We start from the raw sequence: 24,231 nt of genomic DNA, 5'->3' as shown, positions 1-24,231 counted from the left end.
CGGGTCTGCGAACGCGACCAGCCTCTTCCAGGCGCACCATTGCAGGACTAATGTCGCTCGTGGGTCACGGCACATTTCCCACTTTCCTTGCGCGAAGTCATCGAACCAGACAGGAGCAAGAAGGTCATGAGCCTCATCGACGATGCGCTGAGCGCCAATGAAAGCCTCGCCGACGACAACGATCCAGACCGCGCCAAGCCACCGGCACCGCGGATCGCGATCGTCACGTGTGCGGATCCCCGGCTTTCCGGCATCCTGCGGATGCTCGGACTGGCTGACGCCGACGTCGACATGATCAGGAATGTCGGCACCGTCATCGACGACGACTCGGTTCGGTCCCTCGTCATCTCCACACGAGTTCTGGGCACCACGGAGATTATGATCATCAACCACGATGGCTGCGGGTTGACCACTTTCACGGACGGGGAACTGGAGGACAGGCTCCGTCGCGAGACCGGGATGTCACCGATCGCGCCCGCCAGGTTCTACAGCTTCACCGACCCGGAGCAGAACACCCGGGAGCAGGTGCAGAAGGTCCGGTCACATCCGTGGATCTCGCCGGAGGTGCCGGTCAGGGGATTCGTCTACGACCTGGCGACGCGTCGGCTGACTGAGGTGCACGAGGAGTCCGCCGCAGGACAGCCGGACTAGCCGGCGGCGACCGAGATGCCCAGTCACGCCATGCGGGACGTGATGCAGGCGCTGAAGGAACGGCAGATTGCGAGTGCCGAACAGCCGCCAGCGACCGTGGAGCAGACCCGGGCCACCTTCGCCCCGGCGGGCTCTACCCACCCGATTCCCGATGACGTGGTCGTCGAGGAGGTGATCGCCGGCGGGGTGCCCGCGCACTGGCTCGATGCGCCCGGAGTGGACATCGATCGGGTCCTGCTTTTCCTGCATGGCGGCGGCTATCAATTCGGGTCGCTGCACAGCGACGGTGAACTGGCCGCGCGCCTTGGCCGGGCCGCCGGGATGCGCGTGCTGTTCCCGGAGTATCGGCTGTCTCCCGAGCATCCGTTCCCCGCTGCCATCGAGGACGTGCTGGTCGTCTGGCGGTGGCTGTACAGCGACCAACGGGTGAGCTCGCGCTCCCTGGCCGTTGCAGGAGACTCTGCCGGGGGAGGCCTGGCCGTAGCATTGCTCGTCGCGACACGAGACGCCGGAGAGGAGCTTCCCGCCGCCGCTGTGCTGATGTCACCGACCGTGGACCTCACGAGTTCGGGCCGGTCAATGACCGAGCGTGTCGATCAGGATCCGATCTCCACCCCGTCGCTGCTGCGCGGTCTTGCGGACGACTACCTGGCGGGGGCTGATCCCCGAACGCCCCTCGCGTCGCCGCTCTTCGCAGGTCTCGCGGGTCTTCCTCCCATGCTCGTGCAAGTGGGCACCGCCGATCTGCTGCTCAGCGACGCGGAACGACTGGCTCATGCTGCGACCGAGGCGGGGGTCGATGTGAGGCTCGAGATCGGAGAGGGACTCCCTCACGTCTACCAGTTGATGCTCGGTACCCCAGAGGCCGCCGAAGCGACTGAACGGATCGGAGTGTTTCTGAGAGAACGACTCGGGCCTCGAGACTGAGAGTTCTTGCGTTTCGCTAGGCGACTCGTGATTGTCATGGTAGACATCGGGTAGTAGAGGTAGACCGAGCTGTATCGCATTCTGTTCCGAAGCCTTTCCCGATTGAGGGATCGCTCCTTGAAGATGCACACGTCCAACTCATTTCGCCCTGGCCTCCTGATCGTGACGATCGCGCTCGGAGGCGCGATCGCTCTTCTCGGCAGCGGCGGCGCTCAGGCTGCCACCGTCATCAACGGCCCTATCGGTCTCGGCAACGCCACGACTTTCGGCGTCCTCGGTGCAAGCGCTGTGACGAACACGGGTCCATCCGTGATCAACGGCGACGTCGGCGTCAGCCCTGGCACCTCGATCACCGGATTCGGCGGACCGCCCGCAGGCACCCTCACCGGCACGATCCATGCGACGGACACGGTCGCCGGGCAGGCTCAGACAGATCTCACCACCGCGTTCAACACTGCAGCAGGTCTGACACCCACAACCTCCGGTCTCGGGGAGCTGGGCGGGAAGTCACTGACACCCGGCGTGTATTCAGGTGGCGCGCTGTCATTGACCGGCAATCTGACCCTCGCCGGAAGCGCGAATTCGGTCTGGGTGTTCCAGGCCGCGAGCACGCTGATCACCGCATCCGCCAGCACGATCACCATGACCGGCGGGGCGTCGTCCTGCAACGTGTTCTGGAAGGTCGGCAGTTCGGCCACCCTGGCCAGTTCCTCAGCCTTCGTCGGCACCATCATGGCCAGCCAGTCGATTACTGCCGTCCATGGCGCGACCATCGCCGGCCGCCTTCTGGCCGACAACGGCGCGGTCACTCTCGACGACAACGTCGTCACAGTGCCGACAGGCTGCGCGCCTCCGGGATCGACCGTCGCCACCGGAGGGCCCGCGATCACCTCCGGCGCACCGACAGGCGCAACCGCCGGCACGCCGTACTCGTTCACTGTTACCGCGACCGGCACGCCTGCGCCGACCTTCGCGGTCACCGCCGGTGCACTTCCCGCCGGACTCAAGCTGAACACGTCGACCGGCCTGATCTCAGGTACGCCCACAGCCGTGGGCAGTGCGAACTTCACGATCACCGCTTCGAACGGCACTCTGCCCAACGTCTCGGCGATCTACACCGTCGACACCGCTGCAGCACCGGCAGCTCCAGCACCTGCAGGTGCGGTGCCGGTGGCCGCCGTTGCCGCCCCTGCAGCGTCCGGTCAGCTGGCGGATACGGGCACGAACGTCGTGCTTCCGGGGATCGTCGGACTGTCGCTCGTCTCGCTCGGCGCGGTTCTCGCCTTCGGCCGGTCACGCCGTCGGGCACTGCACCGCGCCTGAACGTCCGGCTCCGGGCAAACGTGTATCGGCTATCGCCCGAGGTGCGCGGTACTACTGGGGCCGTGGCGGCTAACGTGGAGCCATGCCGATCCTCCTGAAGCGGGTCTACGAGCCCGCAGAACCGGCCGACGGCTACCGGGTGCTCGTGGACCGGCTGTGGCCGCGTGGAGTCTCGAAAGCCCGCGCCGCGATCGACCTGTGGGCGAAGGATGTGGCCCCGACGCCGGCGTTGCGCGAATGGTTCAACCACGAGCCGGAGCGCTTCGCCGAGTTCCGCGTGCGCTACCGGGCAGAGCTCGAACACAACGGCGCTGTCGACGACCTTCACGCCGTCATCGGCGAGCATCCGGAGACCACGCTGGTGTACGCGGCGCACGACGAAGCGCACAACCACGCCATCGTCCTCGCCGATTACCTGCGCGAGTTGCCTCCGGCCGTGTGACGACGGAGGATTGCCTCAGCTGAAGGGTGGATCATGGGCAGGATCACGTCGCGACGCCGCGTCACCCGGATATCCGTGGGCTCGGCTCCCTCACGCCGCGAGGACGTCCTCGCGGTCGAGGAGCCGCTCGAGATCCGGGTGGGCGGCACGCCGCTCGCCATCACCATGCGCACTCCCGGCCACGATTTCGAACTCGCCGCCGGATTCCTCGCGTCTGAAGGAGTGATCGCACGCAGCGAGCACTTCGGTGCCGCACGGTATTGCGCGAGTACGACCCCCGGCGGTGAGAACACCTACAACGTGCTCGACGTCACCCTGGGCCCGGGGGTGGCCGCCCCCGACCCGAGCCTCGAACGCAACTTCTACACGACCAGCTCGTGCGGCCTGTGCGGCAAGGCGAGCATCGACGCGGTGCGAACCCTGTCGGCGCATCCGGTGCGAGACGACGCGTTGCGCGTACCGGCCGAGCTGCTCGTCACCTTTCCCGACCGACTGCGGGCCGGCCAGGACGTGTTCGACAAGACCGGCGGCCTTCACGCTGCCGCACTGTTCGATGGGACGAGCGGTGAACTCCTGGTGCTGCGCGAGGATGTCGGGCGCCACAACGCGGTCGACAAGGTGATCGGCTGGGCGGTCACGAACGACCTCCTGCCGTTGCGCGGCATGGTGCTGATGGTGTCGGGCCGCGCGAGTTTCGAGCTGGCCCAGAAGGCGTCGATGGCGGGCATCCCGCTCCTGGCTGCGGTGTCCGCCCCGTCATCGCTGGCGATCGAGCTCGCGGCGGAGATCGGGATGACCGTGGTCGGCTTCCTTCGCGGCAATTCGATGGTCGTGTACAGCTCCGAGGAGCGCATCGTCGCAACCGAGGCTGCAGAGAAGGTGACCGCATGACGAAGCCTCTCGACGACGGCTCGGCCTACCCGGACCTCACGGTCGGTCCGAAAGCGGATGACGCGGTCGGCATCCCCGGGATCTTCCATTCGCTGGAGCCCGCATTCGTCAAGCTCGGACCGGCGCGCACGGCGAAGCTGCTCACCTCGATCAACCAGAAGGACGGCTTCGACTGCATGAGCTGTGCGTGGCCGGATCCCGACAAACGCAAGACGCTGGAGTTCTGCGAGAACGGGGCGAAGGCAGTCACCTGGGAGGCCACCCCGGTCACCGTGCCGACGAGCTTCTGGGGCGAATACTCCGTCACCGACCTGCTCGACAAGTCCGAGTACTGGCTGGGCATGCAGGGGCGCCTCGTCGAGCCGGTCTACAGGCCGGCCGGCGAAGACCATTACCACCCGGTTTCCTGGGATGAAGCGTTCCGGCTCGTCGCCGAGACGCTCAACGGCCTCGACACGCCGGATCGTGCAGCGTTCTACACCAGCGGCCGCACTGCCAACGAGACCGCTTTCCTCTACCAGTTGTTCGTGCGCGCGTTCGGCACCAACAACCTGCCGGACTGCTCGAACATGTGCCACGAGTCGACGGGCACCGCCCTCACCGAGACGATCGGCATCGGCAAGTCCACGATCGCCTACGACGACTTCGAGCACACCGACCTGATCATCATCATGGGCCAGAACCCCGGAACCAACCATCCGCGGATGCTCACGGCGCTCGAAGATGCGAAACGGTCGGGCGCGTCGATCGTCGCGGTGAATCCGCTGCCGGAGGCCGGCCTCATCCGCTACAAGAATCCGCAGACGGTGCGCGGTCTGGTCGGTCACGGGACCGCGCTGGCGGACCAGTTCCTGCAGATTCGGTCGGGCGGAGACATGGCGCTCCTGCAGGCGGTCGGGAAGCGGGTGCTCGAGGCGGAAGACGCCAACCCGGGAACGGTGCTCGACCACGACTTCCTCGACACATACACGCAGGGGCTGGACGAGTTGAAGGCGCACCTGGCCGAGTTGGACGAGGCCGACGTCCTCACGGCGACCGGCCTGACGTCTGCGGAGATCGACGAACTCGCCGACCGCTACATCCGGGCGGATCGGACGATCATCACGTGGGCGATGGGGCTGACCCAGCAGAAGAAGGCGGTCGAGACCCTCCGGGAGCTGATCAACCTGCTGCTGCTGCGCGGCAACATCGGCAAGCCCGGGGCCGGAGCATCCCCGATCCGCGGTCACAGCAACGTGCAGGGCGATCGCACGATGGGCATCTGGGAGCAGATGCCGGAGCGGTTCCTGGATGCGCTCGAGCACGAGTTCGGCTTCAACCCGCCACGAAAACACGGCACGGATTCGCTTCACACGATCGAGGGGATGCAGCGCGGCGACATCTCCGTCTTCATCGCGATGGGCGGCAATTTCGTCAGCGCAATCTCGGACACGGCGGCGGCGGAAGCGGCCATGCGCGGCACCGACCTGTCGGTGCAGGTGTCGACGAAGCTCAACCGTTCGCACGTGGTCACCGGCAAGGCGGCGCTGATCCTGCCGACGCTGGGCCGGACCGAGGTGGACATCCAGGAGACGGGCGCGCAGTTCGTTTCGGTCGAGGACAGCGTGTGCGCCGTGCACGGGTCGCACGGTCGCATCCCGCCGGTCGCCCCGAACATCCTCTCGGAGATCGCGATCGTGTGCCGGCTCGCGCGCGCCACCCTCGGCGACAGGTACGGCATCGACTGGGCCGGTTTCGAAGGCGACTACGACATCATCCGCGAGCACATCAGCCATGTCGTGCCCGGGTTCGAGAACTTCAACACCGATGTGCGCCGCAAAGGCGGGTTCGTCCTGCCCAACGGGCCGAGGGACTCCCGCACCTTCAACACCGCGACCGGCAAGGCGATGATCACCGTCAACCGGCTCGAACCCGTCGTGCGCCCGGAAGGTCGCCTGATCCTGCAGACCGTGCGCGCCCACGACCAGTTCAACACGACGATCTACAGCCTCAACGACCGCTACCGGGGCATCAGGAAGGGCCGCGACGTGATCTTCGTCAACCCTGACGACATCGCAGAACTGGGCCTGGCGGACGGTCAGCGCGTCGACATCTTCAGCGAGTGGGAGGGCGAACCCGACCGCGTGCTCCGCAACTACCGGGTGGTCTCGTATCCGACGGCGAAGGGATGCGCGGCAGCGTACTATCCCGAAGCCAACGTCCTGGTCCCGCTCGCCAGCGCCGCCGACCGCAGTAATACGCCCGTGTCGAAGGCGATCCTCGTACGTCTCGAGCCGGTGGGGTAGGGCGGGTTGCCAACCTTCACAACGGCCGATGTGGATGCGATCATCCTCGCCGGTGGCCGGGCAGTGCGCCTGGGCGGTCGCGACAAGGGTGCGCTCGTGTACGAAGGACGCACGTTGATCGAGCGCGCTCTCGCAGCGGCCGCATCTGCATCCCATCGCGTCGTCGTGGGCGATCCGGCCACCGCGGCCGTGCCCTCAGGTGTCCGCGTAGTCAGGGAGGAGCCGATGTTCTCCGGTCCCGCCAGCGCGGTGATGGCCGGGGTCGACGCGCTCGCCGAAGCGGGTTCGACGGCGACGTGGGTGTTCGTGCTCGCCTGCGACGTCGTGCGTTCCGCCGAGCTGACGGGGGCGCTCCTGGCGGGCGCTGAGCGGCATCCGGACGCCGACGGAGTGGTGCCGATCGACCAGGAGTCCCGGCGGCAATTGCTGGTCGGCCTCTATCGGGTGTCCGCGCTGCGGGCTTCGCGCGACGGCATCGGCGATGTGGCGAACATCTCGATGAAACGGCTTCTCGAGCCGTTGAGCCTTGTGGAGCTCCCGGATGACGGATACGCGTCAGCCGACGTTGATACGCCTGAGCAGGCTCAGGCGCTGGGGATCGAGCTTCCGGCGACGGCCCCCGCGACCGCATCCGTGACGGCACCGGCGCAGGCGCCGTCGATCGCGGATGCGCGACTCCTGGCCCACGAACTCGGCGCCGCCCGTCCCGCGTCCGTACACCGCGCCGGGCTCGCAGCTGCCGCGGGGCTCACCCTCGCCGACGACGTGACCTCGCCGTCGCCGGTTCCCGCGTTCGCCAACTCGGCGATGGACGGATGGGCGGTGGCCGGTAACTGGCCGTGGCGCCTGGGCGAGCCGATCCACGCGGGTGACGATGTGCGGCACCGGTCTCTGGAGCCGGGATGCGCATCCCCGATCATGACCGGCGCGGAAGTGCCTGCGGGCACGTGGGCCGTGGTGCGCTCCGAGGATGGGGTCGTCGCGCCTGTTGGGACCGGCGCCGGCGAGTGGGAGCTCTCCCTGCGACCGGGGCTGGGCGACCCGCGTGAGGGGCACCACATCCGCCCCGCGGGAGAGGAAGCCGCGGTGGGGGAGGTCGTGTTGCATCGCGGCGAAGTCCTCACGCCACCGAGGCTCGGGTTCGCGGCAGCCTGTGGCTGCGACGACCTGCCGGTGCGGGTGCCGCCGACGGTCGACCTCGTCGTGGTCGGCGATGAGCTGGTAGCCTCGGGCGCTTCGGGCGCCGGGCGGATCCGGGATGCCCTCACGCCGCAGCTCGTCCCGCTGATCGAAGGTGCGGGCGCTCGCAGCGGCAGTGTCGGGCAGGTGCGCGACCAGACTGCGGACATCCGCGCGGCCATCGAGCGGAGCGCGGGCGACCTCATCATCGTCACCGGCGGGACCTCCATAGGCACCGCCGATCACACCCGTGGCGTTCTGGAGTCGATGGGCGTCCGCGTCGTGATCGATGGAATCGCCATGCGGCCCGGCAGACCGGCGCTGGTTGCGGTGCTCCAGCGAGGGACGGTCGCGATCTGCCTGCCGGGGAACCCGCTCGCAGCGATGCTGGCCGCCCTCGTGCTGCTGGGCCCGATGGTGGAGGGAATGCTGGGTCGTCCCCTCACGCGGCTTCCGCTGATCCGGCTCGCTGCTGACATCCCGAATCCGCGACAAGGGTCGCTCCTCGTGCCATGCGCCTTCGGCCCCGATGGGCGCGCGAAGCCGACAGGGTGGGCGGACTCCGGGATGGTGCGGGGCCTCGCCCTGGCCGACACTGTCGCCATCCTGCCGCAGGGGGGCGCATCGCAGGAGGACCGGCTGCCGGCTCTTCCCCTCGCCTGGAGCCGGCCGTGACCCCGCAACCCCCGCCAACGCCGAAAGGATCTGCCATGACCTCGCTGGAAGACTGGCTGGCGGCGCTCGCTGAGGAGCTCGACTGCCGCATCCCGCCCGACCTGATCCCCGCGATCCTCGACCTCGCGCGGGACGCCGCACACGCGGTCCAGCGACCGGCGGCGCCCCTCTCGGCGTACGTCGCGGGCTACGCCGCCGGGTTGGCGAAGGCGGATGCGGGCGAGCAGGCCGCGATCCTCGAGCGCGGGCGCGCCTTCGCGGCTGCCTGGCCGGACGAGGGTACTGAGTAGGGCGCCGAAGTTCCTGAATTAAGAACGGATGCGGGAGCCAGCCGGTCACGACGTGACGCTATGCGACTGCTTGAGCGTTAACCTTGGGCGCTTAGGTCGATTGTCGGTCAGGCGCCCCTGTAGGGTCCAGCCATCGTGATCAGCCCGCTAGCTCTAAATACGGAACCGTGGCTGACACCCGAAGAGCAGGCCGAATAGATTCGGTCCAGCAGTGTGAGTATCGGTTCGCAAAAGACCGCGGGAACCTGTCTCAGCAAGGTCGGCTATTACCGGCTAACCGGGCACTTGTACGACGAACGACAATCACCTCGACACGACTCTGCGCATAGTTGCCTATTCAGGTGGGGGCCGTGGAGATCGCACATCAAACGTTGGTAGCGAACATAAACGACGACCACTTGGCGTAATGGATCGCTGCAATATGCGTCTCTCGTTATGAGCGGCACGGAGATGGACGCATAGTCCGGGATACCAAGAACTGGCCCCTCGACAAGGAGATTGGGCATTAGGTGGTTCAGATCGTCTCCGCGAGTCCTGTAACCAGTTCACCTATAGACCCCGCTGTGGTCAAGCAGGCAACAGCGCATTTCGGAAAGGGAGGTGAACCATGGAGACCACTTCGTTTGAGATCGAAGAAGCGTCGATCGACATCGACACGCTCATTGTCCACCGCAGCTAGTAGCTAGCCGCGAATCAATGGGGTGCGCGGTACTCCGCGCACCCCATCTTGAGGAAATCATGGAACTTTCACTCAATCCGGCATGGTCCATAAGAGGCCACAATCCGCTCGTTCTGAGCTCAGAGACGTCGACACTTTCGATAAAGCTACTTCCGGGCCAATTGGCAATGGTGCTCGAACTTCTTCAGGGATGGCGCCACGGCGCACAGCCAGATCTAGAAGATTTGCGAAATGAACTGGTCAGTCGCGGCGCGCTTCGGCCTGTTGCGATCTCTCCCTCGCCAGGCCAAGACCGGCAGGTGCAGTATTGGCGGGCTTTCACTGACGATGCGGGATCGGCGGTCTCAAGGCTCCGCGCGGCAACGGTGGCGATTGCCGGCGTCGGGGGCGTCGGCAGCGTTGCGCTGCAGCACCTAGTTGGCGCGGGCGTGTGCAACTTTCGGCTGCTCGATGCAGACATTGTCGACGCGTCAAACCTGAATCGTCAATTCATCTACTCGGCTAGCGCCGTGGGCGCTCTCAAGGTTGAAGAAGCGCGACTGTATGTGACAAAACGAGAGAGCTGCGGGGATGTTTCCGTACTGGCAGAGAGCTGGAACCCCGAATCGTCCGACCAACGAAGGCTCTTGTTCCGTGGAGTTGATTTTGTCCTCGCGGCGGTAGATAGACCTTCCATTGACTCATCCATGCAGATTCTCGATTCTGCTTGGGCCGCTGGTGTGCCTGCGGTCCTGGCGACGGTGGGTCTCGACAGGTCGTTGGTCTCCCAGGTGTTCGATCCGAGCGTTAGCTCGAACAGCCCTCGGGAGGCGCTCCGGGTTAATCCTGCGATACCCAGGGCACCATTTCTTGCATCACACGGTCCATCGAACACAATCCCCGCGACGATCGCGGCGGACCAAATTCTGCACCACATCGCTGGGATTACCGGGCGGGTGGACTTTCAGAGGCCGCTCGTAATTCTGCGTTCGCCCGATGGCGCCCCGACCTCAACGCGGGTCGATCAGGTGCAACTATGACGCAAACAATCGCAATCGAAATCGACACTCGGCCCTCAACCTATCTTTCATCGCGAGAGTTCACCGGTCATCTTCTCGATCGACAACTGCATCGTCCACTCTTCAGGGAGGATGCATTGTCACTGGTGCCCGACCTGCTCTCCGTACACGACAAGATTGATGATCGAGCTTGGGTGTTTCGGCTTGCGGACGACGCCACCTGGGGCACTGGGGACCCTGTAACGGCAGACGATGTCGCTAAAAGGTTGTTTAGGATTGCGCAGCAGCCGCGAGGGTCGTGGATCGCGGCCCTCATCAAAAGGTGCGACGTGTTGGACGGTCGCACACTGAAGGTGACGACGCGACAGCGCATCGCAATTCTGGATCGTGCGCTCGCGAACCCAACACTTGCGCCACGACGGCGCAAACACTCATCTGGGGCTTACGCACTGTCATGGGTCAGGGAAAATCGAGCCACTCTCGTCCCCCGTGATGGCAACTCGGATGTGATAGAGCTCGTCACGACCAGCTCGCGAGCTGAAGGGCGTCGCCGATTCTTATCCGGCACGCTCGACATCGGGTGGGGTATTGGTGTCCCACCAAAGTTTTGGGATCAGGACGACCCCGGCCCGTTCCTGGCCACGCCCGGGCTAGATATGTTCGTCATCCTGGCTGCGGGACCAGGAGTGCCGCAGGAGGCGGCCAACCGCATCCTTGACTCGATAGGGCTTGATCGTAACGCCCCCGCCGGAATCGAGCCAACGGTGTCGCGATTCTCCTCATATCCATTCACACCGGGGAAGAACGCCGAGAAGTCAACCTTGCCGGCTGGACGCTGGCCCTTGTTCTACACCGAGTTTCCCCCGAATCGCGAGACGGCCGTTCAGCTGGCGAGAGCCTCAGACAAACGTCTCGTGCCTACGCCAGTTTCGTATTCAACGATGCTTGCCGGCCCACCTAAGGCTGGCTTCTCATTGCAGATCCACGCCACGCAGTTTCCGGACACACTCGGTCTCCAAGTCGAGAGCCTGCTTATCGCGCGAGGGTCCATCCCGGCGCCCGACGCACTCAAAGAAGTCGCTTCGAGTTTGTGGGAAATGGAATCAGACACGGCCCGCCGAGAGTGCGCTCGTGCTGCGGAGATTTCGCTCGATCAGACGCTCCGCAGACGCGTGATCGGGCGCCTGCGTCCGCGTTTTCGTTCAAGAAGTCCAATCAACATGCCGCGTAGCGGCTGGTTCGACTTCAAACAACTGACAAAGGGAAACTGCAGCACATGAATCCATCACAAATAGCCGAAAAGATCGTCTCGCTGGCAGCGGAACGAGCTTCCGAACAGTTCACCGAAGGCTCCATCCCGGCGACAGCCGCACACGGTTTGATCTCCCCAGCCCGCCTGGGGTCGTTCCTGAGCAATCCATTGGTGGTCCGGCACCCGCAAGTACGAGTTGCTCTAGGGGGCAAGGCTGTGCCAGAGAGAGAGTTCACAACGCCTCGCCGAGTTGGTACGCAGAACGTCCAAGACGGAATCGATGCAGAACAGGTTGCGAAATGGCTCACGCGAGGGGCAACGATCACGGTCGACTCACTTGAATACCTCTCGACGCCTGTCCGAGAAATCTGTGACACGTTGACAGACTCGCTGAGGTTGCCTGCTACCGCCACCGCCTACGTAACAGGGCCGGGACGACAAGGTCTCAGCCCCCACACAGACGAGGAAGACGTCTTCGTCGTCCAAACGTCTGGCACCAAGAGTTGGATCATCGACTTGGCGCAACGACAGGAAGTTGCGACTGCCAGCGGGTTTCCATTTAACGATCAAATGCAGCAGATCGCTCCTCGTCTACTACAGCCCGGCGACATGTTCTACATGCCAGCCGGGACCCCGCGTGTTGCGACAGCCCAACACAACCTTTCTACCCACATCACGTTTTCCGTCGAACGCCCCCGAGTTCGTGACATTTTGAACCAATCCCTGATTGCCCTCGCAGCCTCGTCACCCTCGCTCAACCGACTTCAGCCGTGGAACGCCGATGGGGAGCTGTCCGCGGCGGACATTCTTCGTACGTTTGAATCGAGCCCGATTGACAGGTTACGCTCCGCGCACGATGACATCACATGCGAGCTGCCGTTCGGTTCGTGGGACAGCCTCGCTGCTCGGTCACTTAACGTATCCCTACGAACCGAACTGAAGGTCAGCAGGATCGAGGATGGATACGTCCTTGAGTTCCCCGACTTCACAATGAAGGTGGGGCCGGCAACTGGCTATCTGTCGGAAAGGCTCGCGGTCTACAACTCTGTTCTGATCGATTCGGCGGACGACGAACTCAGGGAGATCCTGTTCCACCTCATTGGGCGGGGGGCGGTCAGGGTCTCGGCTGCGGTTCCCGCATGACGGAGCCGATCGTCGGGCCGCCAGAAGTGCTGTGGACCCGCGATTTCGCCCGGTTGTGGTGGAGTGAAGCGATCTCGTTTTTCGGCAGTCAGTTGACCCTGTTCGCCATGCCCATCGTCGCGTTGCAGACACTGCACGCGTCTGCCGCGGACGTGGCGTGGATCAACACGGCAGCCGGACTCGGCACTCTGGTCTTCCTCGGACTTCTCGGGCCGTGGACAGACAGAAGCCGACGAACACGATTCATGTCACTCATGTCTTTGCTGCGCGCAGTCTTACTCGCGGCAGTTGCAGCTCTTTTCCTCATGCACAGCCTGTCGTTGCTCGCACTCGTAATCGCGGCCGGCCTCATCTCGGGGCTGACCGGTCTGTACGACAGTGCGTTCTCGGCACTGCTTCTCGGAATCACCCCGCGCTCGACACTACCCAGCGCAAACACCTGGGTCTCGGGAATCCGCTCGGCCGGGGATATTGGTGCCGGAGCAACGGCGGGAATCCTTTTGCACGTATTCTCGCCACTCGCACTCTTCATTGCCGATGCCGTCAGCTACCTCGCATCCGCAATCACCCTGAGTCGCATCCGCGAGGCTGCCCCCGAGCGAGCCGCACGGCTCACGGTCAGGAGCTACGCCCGCTCTCTAAGTTCGGGGTTCTGTCAGCTCTACCTCAACCCGGTCATATGGCCGGTGAACCTGTCGATCGCGCACTTCAACCTCTTCACCACGGCCATCCAAGCGATCTACATCACCCATGCGCTGCGGTCCGGAACTATGTCCCCGGCAGAAATTGGAATAGCGGGTGCACTCGGGGGCCTATTGGGCCTCGCCACCATGAGCATTGCGCCGCGTATGTGGAATCGGTTCCGACCGATCGCCGTCCTAACCGTGACGTTCGCGTTACCGGCGTTCGCCGGCCTCGGAATGCTTCTTCTTGCCCCCAGCCAACCATTTTTGAATGTCGCGCTCCTTGGCCTTTCGCTCGGGTTCTGGGCATCCTGCGTCATGATCAACATCACCGGCACAGAGACGCTCAAACAAGTGCTCGTTCCGGAACGGACTCTCGGGAGGGTCTCTGCGGCAAGTCGGGTTCTCACGTGGGGCATTGACCCGGTTGGAGCCGCGCTTGCCGGAGTCCTGACGTTCTTCCTTCCCACCGGCGCCGTTCTAACGATCTCCGCGTTAGGAGTTCTTACTTCCGCTATATGGGTTATTGCGGCACGTGCGGTCAGGGAACTACCGCGCCTGCCCGAAGTGGCGGTGCCGAGGGAAGGTTGATGAGCAACAGCTAGGGCGGTTGGCGCGCCCGAGTCCCAAAGTTCCTGAAACGGGAGGAGCCAGCCGGTCACGACGTGACGTACTGCTTCACAGCGCCGATCAGCTGGGTGAGCCCCTGTTTGGCCTCGGCGAAGTACATGCCGGTCTTCGGAAGGCCGAAGAGCTCGTTCGGGATGCCCGCATAGCCCGGCGACATCGACCGCTTGAGCACGACCACCGATCTCGCATGGTCGACGTCGAGGATGGGCATCCCGGAGACCGGGTTGCCCGAACGTCGCGCGGCCGGGTTGGTGACGTCGTTCGCTCCGACCACGAGTGCCACGTCACAGTTCTCGAACGCGCGGTTGGCCTCCTCGAGCTGGAGAAGGTCATCGTAGGGAACGGCGACCTCGGCGAGGAGGACGTTCATGTGCCCGGGCATCCGGCCGGCGACGGGATGGATGGCGTACTTCACGTCGATTCCGTGTTGCTCCAGCAACTCCGCGAGTTCGGCGACCTCATGCTGTGCCTGGCTTGCCGCCAGGCCGTATCCGGGAACGATGATCACGTGCTGTGCGTAGGCGAGCTGGATGGCCACGTCGTCCGCGCTCAGGCTGCGTACGTCAGCGGCGGCATCGTCGGAATCGGACGCGGATCCGCCGGGGCCGGCTCCGAAGCCGCCGACGATGATGTTCGCCACCGACCGGTTCATCGCCGCGGCCATCTGGAGGGTCAGGATGGTTCCCGCCGCCCCCACGAGCGCGCCCGCGATGATCATCGCCTCGTTTCCGATCACGAACCCGGCCATAGCGACGGCGAGGCCGGTGAACGCGTTGAGGAGGGAGACGACGACGGGAGCATCCGCGCCGCCGATGGGGAGGACCATCAGCACCCCGAACGCGAGTGCGGCGACGAGCAGGCCGACCACGGCGACCGGTCCGACCGGAAGCAGGATGGTCGCCAGCGAGGCCGCGAGCGCGACGACGATCGCGACCACGTTGAGGAGGCGGGATCCGAAGAAACGGATGCTCCTCCCGGAGACGACGCCCTGCAGCTTGCCCGCCGCGATCAGGGAGCCGGAGAACGTCACGGAGCCGATCAGAACGTCGAGCACGATGGGGATCGACACACTCAGCGCCAGCGGCGAACTCGCGGGAGCCCTCAGGATCTCGGCCAGCGCGATCGCCGCGGCCGCCCCGCCGCCGACGGCGTTGAACAAGCTGACCAGTTGGGGGATCGCGGTCATTTTCACGCGTGTGGCCCCGAGCACGCCGGCCACGCTTCCGATCGCGATGCCGACGGCCAGGACGATCCAGCCGGTGGGCGTCGACGAGCCGCTGATCGCGAGCACCAGGGTGGCGACGATGGCGACGGCCATACCGGTGGCCGACAGCAGGTTTCCGCGCCGGGCCGTCGACGGTGTCCGCATGAGGTGCAGACCGACGACGAAGCCGACGGCCGCTGCCAGGTAGGCCAGCCCCGTCCCGAGCTCGAGTGGCGTCACTTCGCGTTCTCCTTCGCCTCGACCGCGCGGCCCGCCTTCGGTGCCCGGAACATGCGCAGCATCCGGTCGGTCACGAGGTAACCGCCGACCACGTTGGCAGCGGCGAACGCGGACGCGATCCCGGCTAGCAGATAGCCGACCGGGGTGTCGGCGGCGGTCGCCGTGAGGATCGCTCCGACGATCACGACGCCGTGGATGGCGTTGGCGCCCGACATCATCGGGGTGTGCAGCGTCGACGGGATCTTGCTGATCACCTCGAATCCGACGAGCAGTGCCAGGACGAACACCGTGATTCCGGTGAAGAGCTCTGTGCTCACGATCGCACTCCTTCCGACTGCGATTCCGACGGGGACTCCGTTGGCGACTGCGACTGCGATGGGGCCGGCGTCGAGATCGGAGGGCCGGACTGCGCCATCGCCTGCCGCATCGACGGGCTCACGATCTCACCCTTCCTGCAGACGACGACGCTGCGTTGGAGTTCGTCGTCGAGGTCGGGGTCGAGGCGGCCTTCGTGCGTCAACGTCGTCACGAGTGCGTGGACGTTCTTCGCGTACATCCGCGACGCCGCTGTGGGGATCGTCGCAGCGAGGTCGCTGCTGCCGATGATGGTCACACCGCTCGAATCGACGATGCGCTGCCCGTCGACCGAACCGTGGACGTTCCCACCCAGGGGGCCGCACGCCAGGTCGACGCAGACCGATCCGCGGGCGAGCGACGCCAGCGCCTCCTGCGGAACGAGCACGGGTGGGCGCCGACCCGGCACTTTCGCCGTCGTGATCACCACGTCGAACTTCGCGACCAGCTGGGTCAGCTCCTGCTGTTGCGCGGCCAGCTCGTCGGCGGTCATGGCCCGCGCATAGCCGCCAGAACCGGCGCCCTCCGCGACCGACGAAGTCGCGAAGGAGGCGCCCACCGACTCGACCTCCCCCCGCGAAGCCGGCCGGACGTCGTAGCCGGTCACCACGGCGCCCAGACGTCGTGCCGTGCTGAGGGCCTGGAGGCCGGCGACCCCGGCTCCGATGACGAGGACGCGGGCGGGCCGCGCGGTTCCTGCAGCCGTGATCATCATCGGGAAGAAGCCGCCGAACGCCTCCGCTGCCACGATCGCCGCGCGGTACCCGGCGGCCGCGGACTGGGAGCTCAGTGCATCCATCGACTGCGCACGACTCAGCGTGCGCGGAAGCAGTTCGAACGCCGCAACGGTGACACCGCGGCGGCAGAGGGACTCCATCAGCTCGAGATTCTGCAGCGGATCGAGGAGTCCGACGAGGCCCTGGCCGTCGCGCAGGGCCGCGGTCACGTCGTCCGGGGGCCGACGCACGGCCGCGAGTACGTCTGCGCGCTCGATCACGTCGGCGCGTGACGCGGAGGTCGCGCCGACCGCGGCGTACGCGGCGTCGGTCCACCCGCCCTGCTCGCCCGCTCCGCTCTCGATGAGTACGCGATGACCGTCCCGCAGGAACTCCCCGGCCACGTCCGGGTCGAGGGCGACGCGCCGCTCGCCGGGTGCCGTCTCACGAAGGACGCCGATCGTCAGGCACGCCTGCAGATCTTCCAGACCGTTACGCTCCATCGACGTCATAGCAGCAGCATAAGGTGCAAGCGCGGCACCACGGTGTGAAGCGCTAGCCCGAATTGCGCGGGGAACCTACCACCAGGTGCCGAGGTCGGGCGCCTGGTCCTGCGGTGCCGGCTGCGGTGCCGGTGCGGGGCCGGGCACGGGTGCCATGCGCGGCGCGAGCGAGAACGGGACGATCGGAGACCAGTCGTCGCGCAGCTGCTGGGCCCAGGTCGTGTAGCGGGCGTCGCCGGTGATGCTCGCCAGCGTGTCCATCTGCCACGAGACGATGGGGTGGTAATGCTGGTTCTGCCAGAGCGGGCTCTGGCAGTAGTCGGCCTGCACGCAGTAGTAGGACACTCCGGATTCGACGCGCACAGCGGGGAGCATCCGCTCGAGCACCGTGGTCGCGCCACCGTCGATGAGGGCGGCGGCGGTCGCGTCGCCGGTGTGGCGCCAGTAGTCGTAGAGGCCGAAAATGGCGAAGATGTGCCCGTTCAGCACGAGAAGAGGTGGCTGGTTGCCGGCGTACTCCTCGAAGTACAGGTGGTGGTCGATCTCGAGGCTGGCCCATGGTGCGGTCGTAGAGTGCTGCTGGGTGAAGCTCGTCGCCGTATGGGTGGCCGCGTCGTCCCACGCGGGGTCGCTTGTCGCCTCCGCGAGACGGACGAACAGCGAGAGCGCCTGGCCCTGGGCCATGCCCGAATACCACGGAGTCGTGAGCGTGCGTTCGTAATAGGTCCACGGGAACCGGTAGGGGAACCACCACGAGCCGTTCCTCACGGTGTGGATGGCGATCAGCTGCTGGGCCTGCCGGATGGCGCGGGCGAGCCACAGCTTGTCACCCGTCTTCTGGTACTCGAGCAGCGCAGAGATGCCGTACTGGGCGTAGCCGACCGGATGGTCGGCACGTGCCCCGTTGTCGTGCCGCAGGTAGATCAGCAGACCGGTCGAGTCGACCTTGATCGACGGGTTGTGCACGTCGACCGGTGGCGCGTCGGAGTACGGGAGTTCGGCCGTGCCCGAGAGGGTGAACCCCGACGTGGCCCAGCCCGTGAGCGGTTCGCTCACGATCGGGTACACGCAGCGCGTGTTCAGCGCGGCGGCCTGCGAGACCACCGCCGGGCCACCCAGGACGACACTGCTGGTGGCGGCGAGCGTGCCGAGCTGATCGCCGACGACCGGATCGACGCACGTTCGGGCGCTCAGTTCGAGGGGCGCTGCAAGGCCGCCGGCGAGGGCTCCCGCTGCGAGCGCATCCGCGAAGTCGAGGCCGGTGGCCAGGAACGAGGTCGACGATGAGCCCGCCGCGAAGTAGGCCGCATTGAGCAGGGCGGCTGTCTCGTATCGAGTGGCGCCTCCGTAGCGGGTCACGGTCATCCCTGCCCGCGTGAGCTGAGCCTGGATGCCCGACGAGACGACGGATGCGCCGCCCGCGATGCTGATCGTGGTCGCCCCGATCGTGGCGAGACGGTCGAGGGTGGTCTTCGAGACGGTGGGCTGGGTTCCGTCGACGAGGATGATCGGTGCGTGCCGCGCTCCGGCGGCTCCGGTGGCGGCGAGCGCGTCGGGGAACGATCGACCCGTCGCGATGATCGCATGGTCTGCGCTCGCGAAGGCGGTGCGGATGATCGCGTCGGCCGTGGCGTAGCGGTCGGCTCCGGCGAGACGCTGGGTCGGCGCGATGCGGGACAGGGCCGTGGCGACGCCGGCGCTCACGACGCCGGTGCCGCCCACGACGTAGATGCGCTGGGGTTTGAGGCGGCCGAGCTCGGTGGTGACGGATGCGGGCACCTGCGTGGGCTGGGTCAGCAGGAGGGGGCCGCCGAGCTGGGCTGCGGCGGCGGCCGCTGAGAGCGCATCCGGAAAATCGGCGCCGGTCGCGACGAACGCGACAGAGACCCCGGGGGAGTACCGCTGGGAGACCGCGACGGCGGTCTCGTAACGACTCTGGCCGCTCAGGCGCGTCACCCCGGCGGGGAAGGCTGCGACAGGCGCCGGCGTTGCGGCGGCAGGCGAAGCGTCGGCGAGGCCCGGAACGGTGACCGCGACGGGAAGCGTCAGCGCGAGCGCCACGACAGCGGCGAGCAGCGTGCGACTGCGCATGGGACGATCTCCACTCGATATCGGGAGACCGATCGCACCCGCTCGAAGACTCTAGCCGAAATGCGCGGCCTTATCTGAACGTCTGTTCAGAATGAGCGGTGGGAGCAGTGCCGGCGACAGGCTACGTCGAGAGGAGGCCTTCGGGCGGTTCGGACGCGAGCACTGCGGCCTGGATCGCTGCGTCGACGGCGACTCCCCCTTCGGCGATCGCGTCGAGCACGGCGCCGCGGATCGGGACGGCGCCGGTCGTGACGACCCGTGCATCCGGGATCGCGCCGCGCAGTTCGTCGACGATCAGTTGCCGGAGCAGCGACTCCGGCGCGGCGAGCACCGACCCGCCCAGCACGACGGGCAGCTCCCGGTGTGCATCCAGGCCCACGCGCCGCGCGCAGATCGTGATGTAGTCGACCGCCCGGATCGCATGCTCACGCACGATGGCGAATGCCACAGGATCGCCGGCGGCCGCTTCGGCGACGACGACCCGTGCCGCCCGGGCCCGGTCGTGATGTCCGAGCGGTTGCTCGCGTCGGGTGAAGGCGTGCAGCAGGTCTTCCGCACCAGAGGTGCCGTAGAAGGCCGAGAGGGCGGCCCCCAGCGAGGTGGGCTCGCCGAGGCCGAGCTCGGCCAGCATCGTCGCACGGAACGCATCGCTGCCGAGACCGGCCGCACCCAGGTTGTGCTGGAACCACCACGAGACGAAGAACTCTTCGCCACCGGCGCCGCGCCCGGCGATCGCCGCCCCGGTGCCGAGGGACACCGCCACCCCGACGCCCGACGGCTCGCCGCACCGGAGCAGTGCGAACCCGTCGTTCTTCACCGAATGGCGGACTCCCGGAAGCCGAGCGTCAAGCGCCGACGTCCACAGCCCCTCGTCCTCCGGCCAGTCGACGCCGGCGAGGCGAAATGCCGCAGAGGCGATCCGGCCGGTATCCACGCCCGCCGCATCGAGCGCGCCGTCGACCACCGAAAGGACCGTGTCGATGGCGTGCTCGGGCGTCGGGGCGCCATAGATGTCGCCCAGGCCGCCGCGGGCCCAGCCCACGATGCGGCCGGTCGCGTCGGCGACGGCGGCCAGCGTCTTGCTGTTGCCGGCGTCGACACCCAGGTACAGGTCGGATCGCCCCACGGTTACTTCAGCAGCCTTTCCGGCAGGTATGCAGCGTGCGCCGCAGCCATCTCGTCGTAGAGTTCCTCAGCGACCTTCAGGTTATCGATCAGCGGGTTGGCGAGCAGGGCGCGGATGCCGTCGGCACGGCATCCCTCCCAGCCGGCCTTGGCTGCGAGGATCTGGTATTCGGCGAGCTGCTGCGTGATTCCGAGCACCGAGTGCGGCAGCGGCTTCTGCGGCAGGATGTGGAACCCGCTCTTGTCGACACTGCACCACACCTCGACGACGGTCTTCTCGTCGAAGCCGGGCAGCGCGCCGCCGGCGTTCGGCAGGTTCACCGGCAGAATTGCGCCGGTGTCGTTGTAGTGGGCGCTCATCACGTCGATCGCGAGTTCGAGCTCGTGGATGCCGCCGCGCGAACGCTTCGGGTCGAGCACCGGGTTGTCGAGGGTCGCCTGCTCGCGGTAGTGCTCCCAGTAGCCGGGGATCGAATCCATGATGACTTCGGAGCGGGTCTTCGCGGCGCCCTGCTGCTCGCGGAGCAGCTCTTCACGGAAGTAGTAGTAGTTGAAGTAGTCCGACGGGATGGAGCCCATCGTCACCGCGAGGTGCAGCGCGCGCCGCGAGTTGGCGTCGAGGGTCGGGTCGTTCTTGCGCTCGGCCCACGCCCGCTCGAGCAGGGGCATGACGTCTTCGCCGTCGTAGAGGTGCTCGGTGCTCCACACGTTGTGGTTGACGCCGGCCATCGTGACGCTGGCACGCGCCGGGTCGAGTCCTGCGGCCTTCAGGATCACCGGCGGGAACACGATGGGGCCTTCGCACATCGACACCAGTTCGACGTCGCTGTACTGCGTGACTGCCTGGGCGACGATGTTGACCGGGTTCGTGTAGTTGAAGATCTTCGCGTTGGGGGCGACGGCGTTGAGGTCGGCCACGACGTCCTTGAGGACGTTGACCGAGCGCAGCGACATGAAGAAGCCGCCGGCTCCCTGCGTCTCCTGGCCGATGACGCCGTGCTTGACGGGAATGCGCTCGTCGAGGGCGCGCGCCGCGAACCCGCCGGGGCGGAAGCTGGAAAGCACCGCATCCACGTCTTCGAGCCCGGCACGCCGGTCGGTTGTCGCGGTCACCGTCATGTCGATGCCGGCGTCGGCGATCATCTTCTCGGAGATCGAGCGCACGACCTCGAGGTGGTCGGGGTCGAGGTCGATGAGGCTGATCTCCGAGCCTTCGAACTCCTTTCCGTGCCAGATGAGCGATGCCATGGTTCCCGCTGCCCGGGACGAACCTCCGCCGAGGTAGGCGAGTTTGATGCGTGCCATGTTTCTACTGGTTCCTTTCTGGGGGGTGTGGATGCGTTATGACGCGGTCTCGAGGAGGGCGCCGGCCGCCCGGTCGATGAAGAAGTACGGTTCACGGCACTCGCTGAGCACGGTCGCGGGCCAGCTCGGGTCATAGGAGTCCGCAGACCCGAGTCGGCGGACGGCCTCTTGTTTCTGTTCGCCGAGGGCCAGCATGATGACGGATTTCGAGAGCTCGCGGATGGTGCGGATGCCCACGGTGACGCCGAACTGCGGCACATCGTCGATCCCGCGGAACGTCGGGAAGGTCGACAGGTTGTCGCGCCTGGTCGTCTCTTCGAGCGCGACGACGCGGGTCGTCGTCCAGGCCGGAGCATCCACCGGGTTCAGCGCGACGTGGCCGTCGGAGGAGCCGGAGGCCAGCAGGAAGATGTCGATACCCCCGGCCGACTGAAGCCTGGTGTCGTACTCTTCGGGCTCATCGGCGTGCGGGAACCAGAGGTTCTCGTCCGGGATGTGACGGCCGGTGCGCGCGGCACGGTTGAGCGGTGCCACGATGTCGCGCTCGCCGAAGCCGATGCAGCTGTGGGGCTGGTCGCGGTGAACGGGGCGGAAGCTCTCGCCGTCCGGCACGACGTATTCGTCCATCAGCGCGATGACGACACGGCTCAGGTCGAGGTCGCGTTCAGTGACTTCGCGGGCGAGGTGGGCGTACGTGGTCTGGGCGCTGCGCCCGCTTGGGCAGCCGAGAATGAATGTCCGCCCTTCGGCGTTCGCCCTCGCGATACCGTCGGCGACGATGGAGGCGGCAGCGCGCCCCACGTCGTCGGCGGTCTCGAGGATCTCCGGTTCGATACGCATAGGTGTACTCCGATTTCGTGAAAACAAGTGGTGAGGCCGGAAGAGGGCCTGGCTATTCTTTGATGGCTCCGCTGATGACGCCCGAGATGAAATGCCGCTGGAAGAACACGTAGAGCAGCAGGACGGGGAGCGCGACGATCAGCGAGCCCGCGGCCATGAGGTTCACCTGAAGGGTGTGCTGGCCCTGGAAGACCCCGAGCGCCAGCGTCGCCGGCTGCTTCGCGGGGTCGGCGATGAACACCAGCGAGAGGAAGAAGTCGTTCCAGGTCCACATGAACGACAGCAGCACGAGCGTGAAGACGGCCGGGCGTGCGATCGGGAACAGGATCTGCCACAGGATGCGCCAGGAGCGGGCTCCGTCGATCTTGGCCGCCTCGACGAGCGAAGGCGGGACCGCGCGGAATGCGGCACGCATCCAGAACGCCCCGAACGGAACGCCCATGCCGATCTGGATGATGATCAGACCGAGCCAGGTGTCCGTCAGGCCGATGGCGTGGAACTGGTAGTAGAGCGGGATGATGAAAACCTCTGACGAGATCATCAGGCCGAGCAGGATGATCGGGAAGATGATCTTCTGGCCGATGACCCCGAGCACGCCGAAGGCGTAACCGGAGAGGATCGCGAGCACGGTCTGGCCCGCGACGGCACCGACGGTGATGACGGTGGACGCGAGCATGGCAGGGCCGAACGCGCCCAGGTTCCAGGCGGTGACGAAGTTCACCCAGGCGAGATTGGTCAGGTCGATTCGGCCGCTCGTGTCGGGGCTGAGAGCCGCGAGCACGAACCAGATCACCGGGAAGATCACGAGGATCGAGACGAACACCAGCACGAAATGGTTGAGGGTCCGCTCGGTGCGGGAGATCATGCGTCCTTCTCCTCGGTGATCCGGTTGACGATGAGGGCGATGATGAGGCAGAAGATCGCCAGGACGATCCCGATGGCGGCTGCCATGCCCACATCGGGGTTCAGGAAAGCCTTCTGGTACAGCAGGAGGGCGGGAGTCGTCGTCGACGTTCCAGGACCGCCCTGGGTGGTGATCCAAACCAGATCGAATGCCCGGAGGGCCCCGGTGACGGTGAGCGTCAGGGCGATGGCGAGCTGACCGCGGAGCCCGGGCAGGGTGACCGCGAAGAACTCCGCGATCGGTCCTGCGCCGTCCATCCGCGCCTGCTCGTACAGTTCGTTGGGGATCGCCGTGACCCCGGAGACGAACAGGACCATGCAGAAACCGAGGGCGGTCCAGGTGCCGATCAGCCCGAGAGCAGGGAGCGCCCAGTCGAAATCGCCGAGCCAGTTCTTCGCGAGGCCGCCGAGACCGACCGCATTGAGGGCCAGGTTGAGCGGGCCGTCAGGGCCGTAGATCCGTTTCCAGATCACAGCGACCACGACGCTGGTCAACACCTGCGGGAGGAAGAGGAGCCAGCGGTAGACGCCCTGGCCTTTCACGCGCCCCCGGCCGAGCAGGCCGGCGCTGACCAGTCCGAAGATGATCGGCAGGACCGCGAAGAAGGCGATCAGGACGAGAACGTGCGCGAGGGAGGCGGCGAGCTCCGGGTCCGTGAAGAACGTGACGTAATTGTCGATCCCGACCCATTTCGCCGTCGTGACGCCGTTCCATTTGTAGAACGAGTAGTTGAGGCTCTGGAACAGGGGAACGATGACGACGAAGCCGTAAGCCAGGATGGCGGGGGACGCGTAGGCGAGCCCCAGCCATCCGCGCCTGCGACCGCGGGTCGTGAAGCGGGGCACCGCCCGTGCGGCGGACGCGGTGAGCGGCCGCCGCACGGTGGTTCGCAATGACACGA

The 24,231-nt window shown here is 66.2% G+C and carries 21 protein-coding genes; 12 read left to right on the top strand and 9 right to left on the bottom strand.

Features of this window, described 5'->3' with window-relative positions; translation table 11 throughout:
• The first annotated feature begins 126 nt into the window (after positions 1-126).
• The 12 genes from G3T36_RS01795 (at position 127) to G3T36_RS01740 (ending at position 14,009) form a co-directional block, all read left to right on the top strand.
• Entirely contained in the window at positions 127-651 is a 525-nt protein-coding gene (locus G3T36_RS01795) for a beta-class carbonic anhydrase (RefSeq protein ID WP_163287699.1), read from the top strand.
• A 15-nt stretch (positions 652-666) separates the two neighbouring features.
• Positions 667-1,578, top strand: a complete 912-nt coding sequence (locus G3T36_RS01790) for an alpha/beta hydrolase (RefSeq protein WP_163287698.1) — start codon at positions 667-669, stop codon at positions 1,576-1,578.
• 123 nt (positions 1,579-1,701) lie between these two features.
• The gene (locus G3T36_RS01785; protein WP_240148295.1) at positions 1,702-2,901 is read left to right on the top strand and encodes an ice-binding family protein; all 1,200 of its coding nucleotides are present in this window, start codon (positions 1,702-1,704) and stop codon (positions 2,899-2,901) included.
• Positions 2,902-2,983: 82 nt separating this feature from the next.
• Entirely contained in the window at positions 2,984-3,343 is a 360-nt protein-coding gene (locus tag G3T36_RS01780) for a DUF488 domain-containing protein (RefSeq protein WP_163287696.1), read from the top strand.
• A 33-nt stretch (positions 3,344-3,376) separates the two neighbouring features.
• Positions 3,377-4,234 (top strand): formate dehydrogenase accessory sulfurtransferase FdhD, encoded by an 858-nt coding sequence (gene fdhD / locus G3T36_RS01775; protein WP_163287695.1) that lies wholly within the window; start codon positions 3,377-3,379, stop codon positions 4,232-4,234.
• Positions 4,231-6,519, top strand: a complete 2,289-nt coding sequence (locus G3T36_RS01770) for an FdhF/YdeP family oxidoreductase (protein WP_163287694.1) — start codon at positions 4,231-4,233, stop codon at positions 6,517-6,519. Before fdhD ends, G3T36_RS01770 begins: the two co-directional genes overlap by 4 nt.
• 6 nt (positions 6,520-6,525) lie before the next feature.
• Positions 6,526-8,373, top strand: a complete 1,848-nt coding sequence (locus G3T36_RS01765; RefSeq protein WP_163287693.1) for an NTP transferase domain-containing protein — start codon at positions 6,526-6,528, stop codon at positions 8,371-8,373.
• A 35-nt stretch (positions 8,374-8,408) separates the two neighbouring features.
• On the top strand, positions 8,409-8,663 hold the full coding sequence (locus tag G3T36_RS01760; protein ID WP_163287692.1) for a DUF6457 domain-containing protein: 255 nt from the start codon (positions 8,409-8,411) through the stop codon (positions 8,661-8,663).
• Between the two features lie 738 nt (positions 8,664-9,401).
• The gene (locus G3T36_RS01755; RefSeq protein WP_163287691.1) at positions 9,402-10,361 is read left to right on the top strand and encodes a ThiF family adenylyltransferase; all 960 of its coding nucleotides are present in this window, start codon (positions 9,402-9,404) and stop codon (positions 10,359-10,361) included.
• A complete protein-coding gene (locus G3T36_RS01750; protein WP_163287690.1) occupies positions 10,358-11,620 on the top strand; it encodes an ABC transporter substrate-binding protein in 1,263 nt (420 codons plus the stop codon). Before G3T36_RS01755 ends, G3T36_RS01750 begins: the two co-directional genes overlap by 4 nt.
• A complete protein-coding gene (locus G3T36_RS01745; protein WP_163287689.1) occupies positions 11,617-12,735 on the top strand; it encodes a JmjC domain-containing protein in 1,119 nt (372 codons plus the stop codon). Before G3T36_RS01750 ends, G3T36_RS01745 begins: the two co-directional genes overlap by 4 nt.
• The gene (locus G3T36_RS01740; RefSeq protein ID WP_163287688.1) at positions 12,732-14,009 is read left to right on the top strand and encodes an MFS transporter; all 1,278 of its coding nucleotides are present in this window, start codon (positions 12,732-12,734) and stop codon (positions 14,007-14,009) included. Before G3T36_RS01745 ends, G3T36_RS01740 begins: the two co-directional genes overlap by 4 nt.
• 67 nt (positions 14,010-14,076) lie before the next feature.
• Here the strand turns inward: G3T36_RS01740 and G3T36_RS01735 are convergent, their stop codons facing one another.
• The 9 genes from G3T36_RS01735 to G3T36_RS01695 form a co-directional block, all read right to left on the bottom strand.
• Positions 14,077-15,492 carry an NAD(P)(+) transhydrogenase (Re/Si-specific) subunit beta gene (locus G3T36_RS01735; RefSeq protein ID WP_163287687.1) on the bottom strand — a complete coding sequence of 472 codons (1,416 nt, stop codon included), beginning with the start codon at positions 15,490-15,492 and terminating at the stop codon, positions 14,077-14,079.
• Complete coding sequence (locus tag G3T36_RS01730; RefSeq protein ID WP_163287686.1) at positions 15,489-15,809, bottom strand: proton-translocating transhydrogenase family protein; 321 nt, start codon at positions 15,807-15,809, stop codon at positions 15,489-15,491. The genes G3T36_RS01735 and G3T36_RS01730 overlap by 4 nt, the downstream gene beginning before the upstream one ends.
• Positions 15,806-17,074: an NAD(P) transhydrogenase subunit alpha gene (locus G3T36_RS01725; RefSeq protein ID WP_205244985.1), complete on the bottom strand. Its 1,269-nt coding sequence runs from the start codon at positions 17,072-17,074 to the stop codon at positions 15,806-15,808. Before G3T36_RS01725 ends, G3T36_RS01730 begins: the two co-directional genes overlap by 4 nt.
• Before the next feature lie 66 nt (positions 17,075-17,140).
• Positions 17,141-19,156: a cell wall-binding repeat-containing protein gene (locus tag G3T36_RS01720; RefSeq protein WP_163287685.1), complete on the bottom strand. Its 2,016-nt coding sequence runs from the start codon at positions 19,154-19,156 to the stop codon at positions 17,141-17,143.
• A gap of 121 nt (positions 19,157-19,277) precedes the next feature.
• On the bottom strand, positions 19,278-20,282 hold the full coding sequence (locus G3T36_RS01715) for a BadF/BadG/BcrA/BcrD ATPase family protein (RefSeq protein WP_163287684.1): 1,005 nt from the start codon (positions 20,280-20,282) through the stop codon (positions 19,278-19,280).
• Positions 20,283-20,284: 2 nt separating this feature from the next.
• Complete coding sequence (locus G3T36_RS01710) at positions 20,285-21,586, bottom strand: family 4 glycosyl hydrolase (RefSeq protein WP_163287683.1); 1,302 nt, start codon at positions 21,584-21,586, stop codon at positions 20,285-20,287.
• Between the two features lie 36 nt (positions 21,587-21,622).
• Entirely contained in the window at positions 21,623-22,426 is an 804-nt protein-coding gene (locus G3T36_RS01705) for a 6-phosphogluconolactonase (RefSeq protein WP_163287682.1), read from the bottom strand.
• Between the two features lie 52 nt (positions 22,427-22,478).
• The gene (locus G3T36_RS01700) at positions 22,479-23,291 is read right to left on the bottom strand and encodes a carbohydrate ABC transporter permease (protein WP_163287681.1); all 813 of its coding nucleotides are present in this window, start codon (positions 23,289-23,291) and stop codon (positions 22,479-22,481) included.
• On the bottom strand, positions 23,288-24,229 hold the full coding sequence (locus G3T36_RS01695) for a carbohydrate ABC transporter permease (protein ID WP_338031424.1): 942 nt from the start codon (positions 24,227-24,229) through the stop codon (positions 23,288-23,290). Before G3T36_RS01695 ends, G3T36_RS01700 begins: the two co-directional genes overlap by 4 nt.
• Positions 24,230-24,231: the final 2 nt, after the last annotated feature.

The sequence above is a fragment of the Leifsonia tongyongensis genome, from assembly GCF_010686705.1.
In the GTDB taxonomy this organism is placed as follows: domain Bacteria; phylum Actinomycetota; class Actinomycetes; order Actinomycetales; family Microbacteriaceae; genus Diaminobutyricibacter; species Diaminobutyricibacter tongyongensis.
This window is presented reverse-complemented; position numbering and strand designations above follow the sequence as displayed.